Here is a 17,441-nt window from a genome sequence, read left to right on the forward strand (position 1 = left end):
AATCATGCTGCAACGGATAGACAACTGACACCAAACAAAATTCCCCAACATGCTCTAAGCAATTATTTTTATGAAATAACCTACGTTGACTGAGCCACAGCAGTCGGGCACCTATCAGGTACGTTGTATCAACTGCCAAACAGCCTGCGCCACCACCGTAGCCGTGACGGTCACCCGCTTCGATGGCTGCTTCCGCCTGGCGGCCAAACATAGTGGTAAGGTGATGTACCCCGGTCTGGACAACACCATCAAGGTGCAGCCGCTCAATACTGATAGCAAAGATCAGGTGTGGGCCTTGCAACCCGCTGGCAGCGGTAGCTTCCGGCTTATCTCGGCGGTGAACGGCAAGGCCGTGCAGTACTACAATGGCAGCAGCCTCAGCCTGGTGCCGGTCAGCCAGACGCTGGCCCAGCAGTTTAGCCTGGTGCCCCAGGCGGAGGCCAACACCTACCGGCTGGACCCGCTGGATCTGGTCAACATCGACGCTAATAACCCCCTGGCTACGCCCCAGCCCCACAGTGTGGAGGCCACCGACGACGGCCTGTGGGCACCGCTGACCACGGGTGGTACTAATCAGTTCTTTGTGCTGAGTCCGGCCACCTGCCCCTTCACCCTGCCCGCCGACTGCGGCATCCGGCTGGTGGCGACGGATGCCACGGGGAAAGAAACCGACCGTCTACCCCGTAAGGCAGGTACGACTGACCAGTTTGACCCGCTCACAATCAGAGCCGAGAGCCTGAGTGACACGCCATTGACAGGAGCCCTTTACTCCTGGAGTCTGGCCAGTGGCGCGCCTAGCAACGCCAGTAGCTTAACAGCCACTCAGCGGGGCGTGTATAGCCTGACGCTGTCGGCAGCGGGCCAGACCAGTGTGTGCCAGACCAACATTACCTTATCGGCCACGCCCTGTAGTAGCCAGACGGCTCCCTATGGGGAGTGCAAGAATGTCAATTTAACGGCTCCTGCCAACACCGTTGGTACGGCCCGTCTGTTTGTGGGGGATAGCTTCAACGCGGGCGATTATGTGGTGAGGATCACCGACCTATCGGGCGGGGCCAGTGGCTGGAGTGGGAAGGGAACCGTCAGCATGACCTTGTTTGGAGGCCTCGGTTTGCCCGTGTCGGTGATCTTTGCCAATGCCGTGATCAACGACTGTCTGGAGATGGTGGGCGGTAGCGTTACGACGCAGTATGATCCCGCGTGGAGTAACATCGTGCCTATTGAACTGTTTACCGATCTGTTCAAGGACCTCTCGGATCAGCTCAAGGCGGCCTACCAGGGCTACAAGGGCAGTGATGCTGAAAAGGTCAAAATACGGGAGCTGAACACCAGGTATGAAGCCGCGCTGGCCGACGAGGCGCTGACCGAGGAGCAGAAGCAGCGCCTGAAGGCGGAGTACGATGCCTATAAGCAGCAAAGTGAAGCCCTGCTCAACTGTACCCAGCCAACGGGTTGCCCAACGGCCGATCAGCTCAGTCAGCGAGTGGATGACTTACAGAAGATAGCCGATGACATTGCGGAGGAGAATAAGCCAGACCCTAACGCTTGGAAAGCCGAGCGGCCTGTGGATGTTAGCACTGGTTCATCAGGAGGCAGACTTGGGACAACGTTAGTCACATCATTTAAAGTCGGTAAGGTAACCGTTACCTTAAAGAACGGTTATACGGCTGATATAAAAGGAGGAAGCACGGGCTATTATGGGTTTGTTACGCCGGGGAGTGGAACATTGATTAAATACTCTTCACTTCATCTTGACGGCATCCTAAAAGGGTTTTATCAACAAGCATATCTCAAGAAAAACCCACCCACGCCGTGTACCGCGTCCCAGGTAAACGTAAACATCCAGGAAACGGTCAATCAGGCTACAACAAAGTATCCTAAATGTGCAGAGGGCCTATTTAGTGAAGCTAACTATCAGATTAGCTATGATCTGTTGCCTAGTAACACTATTGAAGTAGGTACAGAAAGCAATAATGCGTTGAACTTATTGCGCAACGATGCCGCAAAGCGTAGCAACGGTGGTAACTCAGTTTGGCAAAATGTTAAATATCAAGTTTTCGTAACGGATTTTGGGACCGCTCCGGCCGATCGGGCAGTCGTAGCCAAAAAGGCAAATAACCCTACTGCGGATGAAGTAATTTTGTGGGTTGACTACCCTCAATCCGGTCCAGCTAAATATGAGTACTTCTTTGGAGTGAACATTAAAAAGAAGATTGGGGATGACAAGAGCGCGTGGGATAAAGTTTACCACGAATTCCTGCGCACTATGCGAGCGCAAAACCTGACAGGGAATCCGTTTGAAAAAATGCTGAATGGGTTAGGTACGTTCATCGGAAGCTTGACTATTCCGCAAGAGTATTGGGATTGCACGGATCCCAATTATACGCCAATACCATTTGTTGTTAATAGCTGGCCACAAAGTGCTGAAGGGGCCGAAAACTTTGCCTTCACATGCGGACTTTGGAATGGTGCCGTTGGCCAAGTTAGTGGGACAGCGAAGGCAGCAGGTAAAATAGCCGATGCTATCGGAAAACTGCCCGACTTTCTAGTCTCGTTGACGGACGAGGCAGAGCGGACGAAGCTCAAAAACAAGATCTCGGCCACCCTTAGCATGACCACAATAACTCGCTTAATCAATGAGATTAAGACCGACCATGTTGGCAAGACAAGTTGTGCACTTCAACATCAAATTGGTAAAGACATCATTGATGTAGCGGCACTTGTCTTTGCGGTCAAGTCGGCTGTAAAAGGAATGGGTACCCTGGTCACTTCGATCCAGGAAGGAGTTGGGCCAATGCTGGCCAAAATGGGCGGGGTAAGTAAACGATTCAGAAAAGGCGGATCAGGTGGCGCGGCTGGTTTCGACGTACTTTTCGAGGGTACACCCACCGGACCACCGGTGGCTGGTAGCGGCGGAGCAAGCTTTGTCGTCTCCGCGGAGAGTGGTGCGAATACGGTTGGCCTGGTAGTCGAAGAAGCCAATGGTATCACAACGGCGGCGACTCAGTACGCAACTAATACCTTTCAAAATGTACCTTCAAACTTCCTTGGAGAAGCTAAAACGGCAGGGAATGTCAGTGCCCCTAGTAAACTAACCTACCGAATTCCGAGCAATGGCTCAACAGGCGTTGGTCAGGTTGCGGAGCCACTGGAAGCTGCGGCGGAAGTCATTATCCATCCCGTTCCACTGCCAGCTAACATACCTCTGCCTAGCCCTCTGGTAAGGCCTGCCAGTGGCACAGGTACGTTGATCGCCAAGATCTACCAGGGAGTGCTTAAGCCCATTGCGCTGGTGGTGGGCAGCACAGTAGTGCTGGTGGCCCAGACCAACGACAACTGTACTGAATGCAGTAGCCGCAATCCCGATGCTGAGTTGTGTAGAACCCTGGCCCGCTTACGAACTAAAGGGGCGGCCAACGGTATTGCGGGTATTACCAAATTATGTAGTACAACATTGGGAAACAACGATTTAAAAGATGTTGCTAATAAAGTTCTCTCAATGACAGATGCACAGGTGGTTGAATTTATGGGCGATTACACGAAGGCTGATCCCCGGATGGTTGCCTTGACCAATCACAAGGATGACATTACTGTTAGTTTGGTCGATACTTGGGCGCAACTCTTCCGCTCTAACTACGAAGAACGCTTTGACTACCTGTATGCCGTGAAGCGCGTGCTGTTCCCGGAAGGCAGCCCCCGATTTAATCGCTATGAAGTCACAGAAGTTAGACCTAATTACGTGAAAATCACAACTAACAATGTTGTTTGGAACGAGTTCGTTGGTAGTGAAATTCGAGCTGTTGGGGGTACGGGTACGCAGCAGGGAGTCAACACTCGTAACCAACTGCTTAACTTAGTGCCGCTGATTACGAATGTGACCTATATTGTGGATAGTGATTTTACATATCGTACCGACGCAGCCGGACGTGTAGACCTGATTACGGGCCGACTATGGCGCGGAGGCGATAGCCGTCGCGACAATGGGTTGCAAGGGCAGGCTAAGATTGAAAAACATGGCAAAACAGGTGATAGCGCGGCAGATGCCGATGCGACGGCCGATACGGGCGAAAAAGACGACGGTGGCCACATGATTGGCGCGCGGTTTCATGGGCCTGTAGAGCAGATCAACTATTTTCCGCAAAACGCACTCTCAAACCGCATAGGTACGTGGAAGACAATGGAAAACGAATGGGCGCGAGTACGTAATGGTACGCAGCAAGCCCCTATTGGCACACAGAGATTTACCAGTCCTGTTGAAGTGCGTGTAATAATCACGCCTACTTTCACGGCTGGTACGCCACCTAACAAGCCTAATGAGCCGTGGCGAAGACCAGAAGTGTTTTTTGTAAGGTATTTTTACGGAAATACCGAACAAACGGATGCTAACAACCCGAACTACTTGGATAGAGTACCAAACCCTTGATATATGCTTGCACTTGATGTCGTTTATCAGATTATCAGGAATGAGGTGCCAATAGCTTTAAGCAATTATGCTTGGCAGAAGGCAATACTGCATGGCTTCTTTAGAAGCGATGCCAGTGGCTTAGGCTTAACTTATGCCGATAGAAATGAGCAGGTTAACGAACCTCGATACATTGATGAAGCTGGCTATGACTGTGGAGTTCGAATTCCGAGTAGCTACCTGATAAGTGACTTATTGTCAAGATATTTCCATGAATGCCAAGAATCAGACAACCCTTGGAATGAGGTGACCTTCATCATGGATCGGGAAAGCAATATTGAACATTCCTTCGTGATGAATTATCAGCGTGTCTTCCAGCAGAAAATTACCAGTATTAATACGGCCGCGTCAGGGCTTGCCGAGCGAGTGTATGAGCACCTGTCGGGCGTGTTGCCCGATAATACCGTCTGGGAAGCGGGTTCGGCTACGCTCAACGTCCGGGAGGGGAAGGTTTCGGCTTCGTATCGCATCAGCATTGGAGGCGTACCGCAAACACAGCCGCTCAAACTCGATGGCTGGGAGCGCAAGATGTGGCTGGAATATTATAACTGGATCGATTCAGGCGAATTGAAAGGACATTTCCCTGCTTGGAACACCATAAAAATTCAGCTTCCTTTTGAGGAATCTGACTTCAATTTAGAGCGGGACGTAATGTATCTGGTAAAATAACAAAGCCAGCGTCAGTTCTTAAGCGTGATTTGGAACGTATCTACAAAGTATTCCCGTGTCGAGGAGCTTTGTAGATACGTTCCTTTGTTTTTAAGGCTTCTCAACACGATCGCCAGGTACGTCATATGCACGTAGAGACGTGAAAAATAGTGGTTAACTACTAGGGGAAATAGGGGACTACCGCGATTGATTAAGGGACAAATAGCCAGTCTCTTTGTAGCGGAGTGAAGCCATGTATGCCGGTGTAGGCAAGCATTAAACGGTTTCATTCGGGCTGCATGAAGTTTATCAATACTCCACCATTTACAGGGCTGTTTTTACCATTACTGGCTGCATGTGGCTTGCTGGCACTCCTGGCCTGCAAAGATGCCAGTTCGGTAACGCCCGATACCCCCGCCAAGCCTACTTCACTAACGGTGGTTAGCTCAACCACCGTTACCAGTCCCGCCACCGCTACAACCGCCACCGTCGGCGTCGATAGCGCAGCTTTATCAGGGTCACTACGTCAGATCGTCCAGGTTGGCCTGGCAGGGAGCCAGACTACCACCTTCGGGTACGCAGTGGTCAACGCTACGTTGCCCGCTCAACTCACTTCCTACACAACCATCAGCGGTTTGGTGAGTGCACCTGACTCCCAAACAACGCTGGCCGTTAGCCTCATCCGCACCGGTACGCAGATCACCAGCCAACGCGAGAATCTGCTGGTAGGTAATTCGCTCATATCGGTACAGCGATCGTTCAGCTACAATGTGCAGGGCCAACTGATAGCTGTTGATTTAGGTAGCGATTATCAAGAGCGATACACCTATAATGAGGCTGGTAAATTAGTAGGTTGGCAGCGGTTAGCAGGCACTCCGATGCGGGAGGTTAGCCGGGCGGCAATCACATGGCAGTTAGACAATGTCCGCCTGGTTCGTTACGAAGACACGGCCACGAGAAATGTAGACGAAGCGACCTGGCAAGCAGACAACCTGCCCAACTACCGCCGCCGTATCACTGAGCAACTCGGCTTGCCCCTGCGTTTCGATCCTGGCATTAGCGGAGCTGACTTGCTCAGTGTCAATAATCCCGGCCAGGTAAGCGAGCTGTTCAGTGGTCGTCGCCTTCGCTATACATATACCGTCGGGTCGGCCGACCGACTTGCACAACGAATCGTGGCCGAGTGGATTGGCGGCCAATGGGTAACACAGGCCACCGAGAACTACCGCTACTACTAGCCATTTACCCTTCGTTAACGCACCCCCTTACGTTTCAACTCTATGCGACTATTTTTCTCTGTCATCGCGGCGATACGACCACCAAACCGCCCGGGTTGGTTGATCTGGCTAGTGGGCGGGCTGCTACTCGGCTTTAATGGCGTCTCTATTGCCGTCCCCCATGGCTATGGTGGCGAAGAACCCATTGATCCTGCGAAAAGAAAGATCGTTCCGTCGGGTACCGTCCACAAGCCAGCATCGGGTTCAGTTCTGGGGGCAGTGCTTCCCGTTGCCTCTATGGCAGTCTCGCCTCAGTTAGAGAGTCAACTCGACGCGGCCCTTGTGCGCATGCAGCCTCAACTAGAGTCAGCCCAGGTAATCGTCAAGCCAGATGCCATGACCGACCTGCCGGTGTTTGTGGGCGAACAGGCCGAGAGTGACCGCAGCACTGCCCGTCGGCTAATGAGCTATCTGGACAAAAACCCAGACAAGGTTAAGGCATTGGAAAGCCTGAACTTTGAGGACCTCACAAAGTGCCCGATTGGCCTCAGCCAAAAGCTTACAGATGGTTCATCCCTTATCCTGGGTATTCTGGAGGCGAAATTTACCCCCACTGGCGCTAAACTGACGATTTTTGCCCGACTCACATTTACCACCGACAACCCCGACCCTGCCCTAAAAACCCGCGACTTGTTTTTAGGCGTCGACAATGTGCCCTTTACCCGGGAAGGGGGGCTGGGCAGCAGTTTGAATGGCGACACGGGCTTCAGGGCTGTTTTGCTTGGTGACTTTGTTGTGCCCATGAAGTCGTGGACGTTAGTTTTAAGAGGCGGAACCGGCATCACTGATGCGGGCAGTCCTACCTACGTCGATATGGCCTGCAACTCGTTTAAGGAGGCAAGCTTGGGGGCGGCCATCATCTTCCCCCGTGATGTTCTGGTCCCTTACGATGAACAGAAGCGGGACCAGATTGAAACAGGCCGGGTTTCTGTTGATTTCAGGATCACCACTCAGACGGGGTTACGAAACCTGTTAGCCGAGGTGAGCTTTGGTAGTACTGAGACTGGGCCAGGTGCTTCATTTGCACTGGCCAAACATCCTAAATTTGGATTCAGACTCTCTCAATTAGTAGTTGACCTGAGTGATATTAAGAACGCCGATGGAGGCGTGGTATTTCCGCCTGGTTATGAGGGCGACATGACCGAACGCTGGCAAGGGGTATACATCAGGCAGTTTGATGTACTCTTGCCCAACGAGTTCAAAGCCAGGAATGCTTCCTCTGCGATGACACTGGGGGCACGAGACGTGTTGATCGACCGCACCGGTGTATCGGGTGCCGCTTATTACCGAAAATCGGAGAGTGAACCTAACGGAAAAGAATTCGATGGTAGCGGCTGGAAACTCACACTAGATGCCCTCGAACTGGAATTCAGGCAAAATACCCTTATTAGAGGAGGATTCGCCGGGCGCGTTAAAACGCCCCTGACACCGACAATGTTCAGTTACGGTGCCGTCATTGACCCAGTTACAAACACGTACATGGCCAGCGTCCGCAATGACGATAACCTGCCTGTAAGTATCCCTGCTCTGCGCGCAAACGGCGTGATCTATAGAGGATCACAAATTGACCTTGTCGTCAAGGATGGGGCATTTAAGCCTTCTGCCCGGTTGAGCGGGATGTTCATCATCGGAACGGAAGTTGGTTCTGCTCCTGAGTCAGGAGGTACCCTTAACGAAAACGACCCAATTGACCCGGAGAACAACACGATTGGTATGCCACAGGTTAAGTTTACTAACCTCGTACTAAAAACAGATGCGCCCTACGTAACAGTGGGCGACTTTCGCTATACCGACAATGGAGGAAAAGTAGCGGGCTTTCCGGTCAGCATCACCCGTATTGCCAAGAACCCCGGAGGTCAAGACAATCTTTGGATAGACTTTGGCTTACGTCTGGCTCTGGCGGACAATCAAATTAGTGGGTCAACCAATGTCATCATAAAGACTAAATATGTCATTGTTGATGGGAGCGCCACGCTGAGATTTGACAACATCGCTGTACAGGATGTAGACGTTCGTGCAACAACGTCTTCATTTGACCTTGACGGGTACGTTCGATTTTATGACAAAGATTATGCAAAAGGCTTTACAGGATCGTTACGCGTAGGTATCAAAAAGCCATTCCAGGCTAACGTCTATGCCAATGCCGCATTTGGCTACCGTAAAGAGGAACAATTTCGGTTTGGCTATGTAGATGCCTTCATGGATTTGCCAGATGGAGTCCCGATTTTACCAGCATTAGAAGTGAATGGTGGTGGGCTGGGAATCTATTTTAATATGAAACCCCACCTGGTCAATTCAGATGATAAGGTTAGCTACTCGAACGGCTATTTCAAAAGCAACCTGAACCCCTTATTTGCTTACTACCCGGATTACCAAGTACCCTTTGGCTTTAAGCTGATGGTCGGCCTTCAGACACCATCCGGCACCTTCAAAGGACGCGCTTCGGTTGAATTTGCCCTCGACCGTAGCTACGGCATAAACAGCATAGGATTGGCAGGAAGCGGGGTATTTGGTCGTACCAGAGCTGATAATGTCAAAGGGCAGGTATACACCCAGACCTATACCCAGTATCCTCAGTCGTATGATTATAGTGACGGCTACGGCGGGGGCTACGGCTATGAAGGAGGGTATGGGGAAGAAACGCCACCTGAGCCTTATACCTATACCGTCACGACGGTCACAACTACAACGCTTGGCTCGGACAATGCCTACACCAGGTATGCTATGGGGACAAAAGTAGCTGGTAAAGATGCCAGCGACCTAATGAACCAGCGACCTGAGATGGATCAGGAGCAGATGGAGGCCGTCGCTAAAAAGCATAATGAAGAAATTTACGGTTCAGTTGAACGAGTAGCACTTGAGGGAGAGATAGCTGCTTACATCGCGGCTCTGATCAGCTTCACAGAACCCCGCGTGTATATCAAGGGTGAACTATATATCAATAAAGATAAATTAGTCGGCACAGGATATGCAGGCAGGGCTGTAGCAATCGACATCAACTTTCAAAAGAACGATATGCATATCCACTGCGGTACACCCAGGAACCGTATGGGCGTGCGGTATGGTGGTTTGCAGCTTTCTGCCTACTTGATGTTGGGCGAAGGCATTCCTGCTTTTCCTGCCCCGCCAGAGGAAGTACTACAAGCTTTCCCAACATTGGCTAGACAATATGAAAACCAAACAGTGTATACGCCTGGACAGAAGGAAATTCTACGAGCAGGAACGGCATTTGCACTGGGTGCTGAAGCTAAATTCAGTTTTGATGAATCAGGCTGGTTTGGCTTTGCACGGGGCCGGATTATAGCAGGATTTGATATCATGCTTTCAAGTAATTCACCCTGTGCAGACCGTAATTGGCTGGCCCAAGGGCAACTTTATGCTGCAGCGGCCGTCCGGGCAGGAGTCAACAGACCGTGGCCTTTCAGTGGCTACTGGGTCGTTTTCGACAGCACCATTGCTTTATACATGCGGGGAAATGGATTTAAGCCATTTGGAGTTGAAGCGGCCATTAGGGTTGGTGGTATCGAAGCATCAGTAACCGTTGGAAATGTCTGTCGTAATTAGAGCAGTTGGCCTTAAGTCATGAGAACAATTTCAATTATTTGTGCCCTGCTGTTGCTAGTCCAATGGTCGACAGTTGCCCAAACGTCACCACCAAGACTGGACGTCCTGAAACGGGCCCAGGCTAACCGGCTACTCCTACGCTGGCGCCCTTCTTCGCCTCAGACCTGGTTGGCTGCTAACGACGCTGGCTATACCATTCAACGTACAACGGTGCTACCCGTTGCCGGTGGTTCTAGTCCTAAATCTTTCACCGTTAAAGGAATAAAGCCCGCAGATTATTCCGCCTGGGAGATGTATTTCGAGCGAGACAGTGCAGCCTATGCGGTTCTTTTTATCATGACAACGGATCTGAAAGACACACTAAACCGCCCAGCTCCAACTCCGCCAGCTGGTGGTGAAACAGCCCTGCAAGGTGGGCGATATACCTATGCTATGGCATCCGCTGATCTGAGTTTCGGCGCAGCTGTCAAAGCCGGCCTTGGCTTTATCGATACGGACGTAAAAGCGGGGGAGCAGTATAGGTATACGATCAGTACGTCAGCAACCGTCTTGCAAGGCAGTGCTCGCCTGTCAATTCCCTCTGTAAGCGTTGATTTATCGCTTTCTGGTTTTACGGCTTTACCTCCTCCTCGCCTTGACACCCTCGCAAAGTTTGACCGGCGGGTAACGCTGAGCTGGGATGAAACGCGATTCGACAACACCTATGCCGGGTATCATGTGCAACGGGCGACAAACGGTGCCGGACAGTATCGCCAGTTGACCAGGCGGCCCCTAGTTCGGATTGATCCGGTAGCGACGGACTCGACGAAATATCTCTATTATCGAAATGAACTTCCCAACAGGACAAGTACCTATCAGTATCGACTGGTTGGTGTTAGCTATTTTGGCGAACAAGTCGCTTCAACTCCCCGCTCGGTGACCTTTTTGCAATCACAGGAAAATATGCCCGTTATTAAGTCGGTTAAAAGAACGGGTAACTCACAGACCATTAGGTGGAAGTACCCGGAAGTTGGTGAAAATAACCGGCTTGACACGTTGCTTACCGGATTTTGGGTATCGGCATCAAACAAGGACATGACCGGATTTGTAGCCCTCCATCCTACGAAAGTCAACCCTACCATTGCTGAGTTGACATTTTCCGATAATGCCTTTACTGGGACTGGCGTTGACAGGACTAAAACCTATTTCCTAAGGGTATCAGCAGTAGGAATAGAGAAGGATACCGTCCATTCGCTGGCTTACATTATCGTTCAAAATGATAGAGAACCGCCTGCAACACCCACAAGTGTCACAGCAGTTGACAGCCTCGCAACTAGCGCAACTGAAGATAAACACGTCATCAAGGTCAGCTGGCATAAGAATACCGAAAAAGACCTGCTTGGTTATCGAGTATACAGACGAATTGGCAATGATACTGAGCGACAGGACGTGTCCGGAGGCATCAAAAAAAATACGTTTATCCTGGATACGCTTAGCCGAAAAGTGGATTTCCCGGTAATAAAGTATTACGTCTACGCCTACGATTCACTGTTTCACGAGTCACTTGCCTATGGGTATGCGGAGTATATTCAGCCAGATAAGAAAGCACCCATGCCGCCCATCATGACCCAATATAAGGTAGGAGACAATGGGGTAACCATTTTTTTTGATCGTAGTCCGGAAGCTAACGTGGTGCCTATTCGTCACCAACTGCTGCGTCGGGGGACAGTTGAAACGGAGAACTGGCAGGTAGTTGCCAACTTCGCTGCGGGCGATACTAGTACACGGTATATCGACAATATGGTTACGGGCGGACGTACCTATACCTACAGTATGCTGGCGTATGATTTAGCTAATAATCAATCGTGTTTCCGTCCTGACGATACACCTAAAGAATGCTTCCAGTTTCTGAAAGTCATAGTCCCCAAAACTGGCCAGATAGCCTCGCCAACTTCGTTCTCTGCTCAATTTAATATGAGTTCGACAACTAGTAGTTCGGAGGTAGCTCTGCGGTGGGTAACTAGTGCTGACACAGCTCAGGGCTATGAAATATATAAAGGCTTGCTGGGGGCCAAACCAACAAGCTGGAAATCGGTCGATGGTAGCACTACAGCCGTGTCAGATGCCAGTATTGAGGTAGATCGTTACTACATATACACAATCAGAGCCATTGGCAAGGAGGGACAATTATCAACCTGGGTGCCTATTGTTGTCAAGTGTGTTTCATTTACGGGGACTACACCGAACCAGCCACCTGTGCTAACTCAACCACTGGTAGGCCTTAAAGCGATCAAGGGTAACCTGTTTACCTATACTACAGCGTACAATAGCTTCACTGATACCGATGGTATGGTAGTGAGTATATTGTTAGCAGGGAGAGTGCCACAGGGTATGTCCATCTCCGAAAATACGGTTACGGGTACGCCTAGTAGCATTGGATTATACAACGTTGATGTATTGGTAACTGATAATGACGGAGCTACCACCAAAGCAACCCTCCCCATAGAAGTACTTGACCAGGTTCCCGTTCCTCAATTGGTAGCTATATCATCAACCATTTGCAGCGGTGAATCAGTGGCCTTGAAAGCCTATGGTTGTCCGGGAACAGTGTACTGGTCATCAGGTGAAAGCGGAATACAACTGGTCGTTTCTCCCCAAGCTTCAATGACAGTATCAGCCCAATGCCGCACAGCAGATCAGCAAAGTGCGTATGCTAAACCATTGAAAGTAACAGTCATCCCCCCGCTTCCTACCCTCGTATTTGCTAACAAAACCATATGCATGGACCAGACCGTAACCCTTAAGCCAGACTCATCCGTGTGGACAGGGAAAGTTCGGTGGTCTACCGGTTTCGTAGGTCCGACCCATACTGTAGGACCCGTTTCGACGACGGTGTATAGTGCTACTGCTATTCAAGGCGGATGTAGTGGTACACCCAGTCAGGTAACTGTTACGGTATCAAATTTAGCTAAGTTGACTCTTACCGGTTTTCCCACGATCTGTGGCGGTCAACCTGCATCGCTTTCCGCTAATGCAACTAATGCCATTAGTTACAGTTGGTCTACTGGAAGCACGTCTCCAACAGCAACCTTTTCTACCACTGGTCTTTATGGCATTAAAGCTCAAAATCAGGATGGCTGTATTCGGACAGATAGTGTAATGATAATCAGTGCCCCTAATCCTACGGCAAAAATTCTTGGTCCTCCCCGTATGATGGCAGGAAAAGGAACGATTCTGAAGGCCGCTGGAGGCGATATTTATTACTGGAGTAATGGTGCTACCTCACCAGAAATTTCAGTTTCTGCTGTTGGCCCATACAGTGTGACTGTTATAGATAATAATGGCTGTAAAGCTACAGCCACCCATTCAATGTTCCTGGTTGGTGGTTGTACAACCGGCCCTGATCCACTGGTAGTCAGCGGTACGTTTGCCAACTCGACGGTTAATACGTTCGCCGCCCGTAATGAGTTGACTACCAATACAACGGGTGTTCTAGTTCAACCGGGTGCCAGACTGGACGTTACCGCTGGGACTAAACTTAGCCTGAAGACAGGATTCATCATTAAATCAGGGGCCGGCTTTACGGCTAAAGTCAAACCTTGTCAGTAATCTTACCGAATTAGCTGAATAAATAGAGCATATGATGAAAACTCAATACTTCAAGGGGCTGCTAGTGATGCTGACCTGCTTGCTTCTGGCTGATACACTGACCTTTGGCCAAGCCACGATAATCGACAACGGCGTACCTAATAACAAGTGGATACTACATAATCCGGAGGATAGTCGAAAAACACTATTCATCGCCCCGTATTATAGTGGCGTATGGGATTTTAATCAACAGACTCAATTCCGACCTAACGGAGACGTCAATTTTTCTGGTAATGTGGGCATAGGCATCTCGGCCACCTCTCGGCTAGAGATTTATGGTGATTTCAGAACAACAAATGGCCGGTTCAGCAGCATCTATTATCAAAATATGGATGGCGCTTATCCCACCAACGTCGTCAATACGCTTGGTAATTCACAATTAACAATCGGTGCTAACTGGACTGGTGGCCTCACGGATTTGTCGTCAATCAATAGTAACATTGGCAATACTGACGGGGGTGGTTTCCCTTTCTGGCAAATGACGGGAGTGGCCTCAAAACGAGCCCTGGCTTATTTGAATGGTAAGGGCCAGCTGGGTATCGGCACCAGTATGCCTATTGCCTATGCCTTGTTACATGTTAATGAGACAGGAGGAATTGTGACGACGGGAGCAGGTGCACAGATGCGGTTTCGTGACCAGAAATCGACTAGAACTTCAGAGCCCTGGTTAGATGAATGTGCCTGGTACGCCACCGACGACATAGCTCGTTTTCATCGGCCTGATCTAGGGGATGTTATAGCATTTTCAAGTAATGGAAACGTTGGTATTGGCAATCTTTATCCACCTTTAAAGCTGTCAGTTGCGGGTGATATATATTCGAGGGGTAACATGTTCTTATGTGCCTACGAGGGAGAAATGAGTTCAGGTACAGCTTATCTGCAAGCTCGAAATTTTGCTAAGCAGGCAGTGAGTGCCAATACAGATAGCGATCTTCAGCTACGCAGTCAGAATCAGGGTAGTATTGTAGAAGCCCTGCTCATAAAAGCAAAAGGGAACATTGGTATCGGTACGCAGAGCCCAGGAGCGTATAAACTCGCAGTTGAAGGTAAAATTGGTGCCCGTGAAGTGGGAGTAAAAGCAAGAGCCTGGGCCGACTTTGTCTTTGACGATAACTATAGCCTGCCCTCGCTAAAAACAGTCGAGGCCCATATTAGTGCTAACAAGCACCTACCTGGGATTCCTTCTGAAGCCCAAGTCAAGCGTGATGGCTACGCCTTGGGGGCCATGGATGCCGCCAAGCCACTTCAAAAGATTGAGGAACCTACCCTTTACATCATTGACCAGCAAAAACAAATTGACGAACTCCGGTCCCTGGTCCGTAAAAAAGCCAGTACATGCATTGTTTAACTGTAAGCTGCTAATCTCATACATGGCGTGCCAACACCGCAACCCTCGAACTATCAAAACTTGCTTACGTGAAATCTGAATAAATTATGAACAAGATAAAATCAATTCTATTGCTATGTTACGGCATGCAAAGCGGATTGGCCTTTGCTCAGGTCCAACCCGGCAATACTGTACTTGGTGAGTATGCTGGACAATCTCTCAACGGCGCTTCGGGGAATTTTAACGTAACAATTGGTCGGTCAGCAGGCGGCCAGTTGACTACCGGTAGCTTTAATACAATTGTTGGGGGTTCAGCAGGCGAGCAACTAGTTGGTCAGGTTGGAAACGTGGCTGTAGGCGACGGAGCGGGCAATAAGATTGTGGGTGATAACAACACCTTCATCGGGCGTTGGTCAGGGTTGAATTTAACATCGGGCACTCGAAACGTAATGCTTGGCCTTCTAGCGGGCGCTAATCAAGTTACGGGTTCTTATAACACGTATATTGGTCCTTCTTCAGGCCCCGTCACGGCTCAAAGTGGATTGCAATACGCTACAGCCATCGGGGCATATGCCAAAGCTACCATAAATAATTCCCTTATTCTGGGTGGAACTATAGACGCTAATAATCAACCGTTGTCTATCAAAGTTGGGATTGGCACATCAACGCCTATCTCCAAGTTGCATGTAACTGGAGGAGGGATGACTCTTGGTACTAATGTGAACGCCCCAGCTACAGAGGATGGCTACCTGAGCCTTGGTGATATAAACACGAGTTCTACGCCTACCAATCCAGACTGGTCAACAAAAACGACCTTATTGATCAATGCTCAGGATTACTCTACCATAGGGTTTCATGATTCTGGAAATCGAGTCGATTTTATTCGAGTCGGGAGTGGTATGATCGATCTGGGGTATGATGGAGGCTTTGGTGCAGCCCACATAGGCTTACCGAAAGGCATTTGGGGATCAGGCGGTAACGTTGGCATAGGCACGACAAGCCCTATTGACTATGCGCAGCTCCATGTACATGGGCCAGGGGGCATTGTTAGCACAGGACCAGGATCCCAAATACGTATCCGAGATCAACAATCGGCCAGGACTACAGAGCCATGGCTCGATGAGTGGTCTTGGTATGCTACCGGTAACGTATCCCGTTTTCACCGACCCGGGCTTGGTGATGTCATGGCGTTCTCAAGTCTTGGTAATGTGGGTATCGGTACGATTAACCCGGGTAACTTTAAATTAGCTGTAGAAGGGATCATTGGCGCTCGTGAGGTTGAAGTAAAAACCGGTGCCTGGGCTGATTTCGTCTTCGACGACGCATACAGTTTACCTTCTCTGCAATCAGTTAGAGAACACATTGCTACTAAAAAGCATTTGCCAGGTATCCCTTCTGAAGCCGAAGTTAAGCGGGATGGTTACGCCTTAGGAGCTATGGATGCTAAACTCTTACAGAAGATCGAGGAACTAACCTTGTATATTCTTGAGCAGCAAAAGCGCATTGAGCGCTTGGAGAGGGAGCTGGTACCACTGAAGAAGCCTTAAATTGGGTAACGGTCCTATTGAGTAAGATACCATGTGTAATCATAAAAAAGCGTTATCTGCAAATACCTCACGATGCTGCTCTGACTGCCTGCTGTGATCGCATTTGTCAAGAGTCTATTAAGAGCCTACCCGAAAATGATTGATCGTTTACAGACTACTTGAGCACAGGCTAAAAATAGCAGCGCGTTGTAATTGGCCCCTTTCTTTTCCCAACGCACCAGCAAAGCCCGGTATCGGTTGAGCCAACTATGAGTCCGTTCCCAGACCCATCGACGGGCCCGGTAGCCTGGTAGATCCTGACTAGCCTGATACTCCTGCCCGCGACTTTTGATGTGATCGCTGTAGCCTAACAAGCCGATGGCCGAACGGATATCAGCCGAATCATAGCCTTTATCAGCGCAAAAGTGCAGGGCATGATCCTCAACCGACAGGGAGAGAGAAAGGGCATGGCCGCCAGTAGTGCGTCCGCATGTGTTCTATCATATACGTTTGCCCCTGCCACTAACAGGCTGACAGGCAGACCGCTAGTTTCTGTTAGCAAATGCCGTTTAGTGCCAATCTAGCCTGGATCAGTGGGGTTGACCCCAGTTTGTTCACCGCCAAGGGGGCTTTAGTGGTGCACCCGTCAATGGATTGGAAAGACCAGCCCAGGCCCCCTTCGATATGAAGTTCTAGCAACCCATGTTCCCAAAGTCGTTCAAACACCCCCGCTTCTACCCATTGTTGGTGGCGATCATGCACCGTGGAACCTGCGCCCAAACATCTGGGTAAGGCCTTCCATTGACAGCCCGTTCTGATTCGATAGCAAATAGCGGTGAACATCTGTTGATTTGGTTTGGCTTTTCGCCCCACTTTGGTTGGCTTCACAGGCTGGGGCAATAGGGGTTCGACCGCCAACCATAGGCTGAGGGGTGGTAAAAAGTCAGAATTTAGCTCATCTTCGTAGCGGAAAGCCTGCATGGGAGTGACTTTGTGATGTCAGATACCAC

7 protein-coding genes and 1 pseudogene are annotated in these 17,441 nt (G+C 50.0%); 7 read left to right on the forward strand and 1 reads right to left on the reverse strand.

Annotated elements, in window-relative coordinates; translation table 11 throughout:
• Positions 1–85: 85 nt before the first annotated feature.
• The 7 genes from ACFE8Q_RS26375 to ACFE8Q_RS26405 all read left to right on the forward strand — a co-directional run bounded on the left by ACFE8Q_RS26375 (position 86) and on the right by ACFE8Q_RS26405 (position 16,452).
• On the forward strand, positions 86–4,423 hold the full coding sequence (locus ACFE8Q_RS26375; RefSeq protein ID WP_375448448.1) for a DNA/RNA non-specific endonuclease: 4,338 nt from the start codon (positions 86–88) through the stop codon (positions 4,421–4,423).
• Positions 4,424–4,426: 3 nt separating this feature from the next.
• Positions 4,427–5,131 (forward strand): hypothetical protein, encoded by a 705-nt coding sequence (locus ACFE8Q_RS26380; protein ID WP_375448449.1) that lies wholly within the window; start codon positions 4,427–4,429, stop codon positions 5,129–5,131.
• Positions 5,132–5,409: 278 nt separating this feature from the next.
• Positions 5,410–6,348 carry a hypothetical protein gene (locus ACFE8Q_RS26385; protein WP_375448450.1) on the forward strand — a complete coding sequence of 313 codons (939 nt, stop codon included), beginning with the start codon at positions 5,410–5,412 and terminating at the stop codon, positions 6,346–6,348.
• A gap of 42 nt (positions 6,349–6,390) precedes the next feature.
• Entirely contained in the window at positions 6,391–9,951 is a 3,561-nt protein-coding gene (locus tag ACFE8Q_RS26390) for a hypothetical protein (RefSeq protein WP_375448451.1), read from the forward strand.
• Between the two features lie 18 nt (positions 9,952–9,969).
• Positions 9,970–13,539, forward strand: coding sequence for a 3-coathanger stack domain-containing protein (locus ACFE8Q_RS26395; RefSeq protein ID WP_375448452.1), 3,570 nt, complete (start codon positions 9,970–9,972; stop codon positions 13,537–13,539).
• Between the two features lie 31 nt (positions 13,540–13,570).
• Positions 13,571–14,926, forward strand: a complete 1,356-nt coding sequence (locus tag ACFE8Q_RS26400; protein ID WP_375448453.1) for a hypothetical protein — start codon at positions 13,571–13,573, stop codon at positions 14,924–14,926.
• 86 nt (positions 14,927–15,012) lie between these two features.
• Positions 15,013–16,452 (forward strand): hypothetical protein, encoded by a 1,440-nt coding sequence (locus ACFE8Q_RS26405; RefSeq protein ID WP_375448454.1) that lies wholly within the window; start codon positions 15,013–15,015, stop codon positions 16,450–16,452.
• 125 nt (positions 16,453–16,577) lie between these two features.
• Here the strand turns inward: ACFE8Q_RS26405 and ACFE8Q_RS26410 are convergent.
• Positions 16,578–17,412: pseudogene (locus ACFE8Q_RS26410) on the reverse strand (IS5 family transposase).
• Positions 17,413–17,441: the final 29 nt, after the last annotated feature.

The organism is uncultured Fibrella sp. (genome assembly GCF_964250085.1).
GTDB lineage: Bacteria > Bacteroidota > Bacteroidia > Cytophagales > Spirosomataceae > Fibrella.

Bases quoted from the DNA above. Each gene is read 5' to 3' on its own strand.
- ACFE8Q_RS26380 (WP_375448449.1), top strand. From the start codon at position 4,427: ATGCTTGCACTTGATGTCGTTTATCAGATTATCAGGAATGAGGTGCCA.
- ACFE8Q_RS26385 (WP_375448450.1), top strand. From the start codon at position 5,410: ATGAAGTTTATCAATACTCCACCATTTACAGGGCTGTTTTTACCATTA.
- ACFE8Q_RS26390 (WP_375448451.1), top strand. From the start codon at position 6,391: ATGCGACTATTTTTCTCTGTCATCGCGGCGATACGACCACCAAACCGC.
- ACFE8Q_RS26395 (WP_375448452.1), top strand. From the start codon at position 9,970: ATGAGAACAATTTCAATTATTTGTGCCCTGCTGTTGCTAGTCCAATGG.
- ACFE8Q_RS26400 (WP_375448453.1), top strand. From the start codon at position 13,571: ATGATGAAAACTCAATACTTCAAGGGGCTGCTAGTGATGCTGACCTGC.
- ACFE8Q_RS26405 (WP_375448454.1), top strand. From the start codon at position 15,013: ATGAACAAGATAAAATCAATTCTATTGCTATGTTACGGCATGCAAAGC.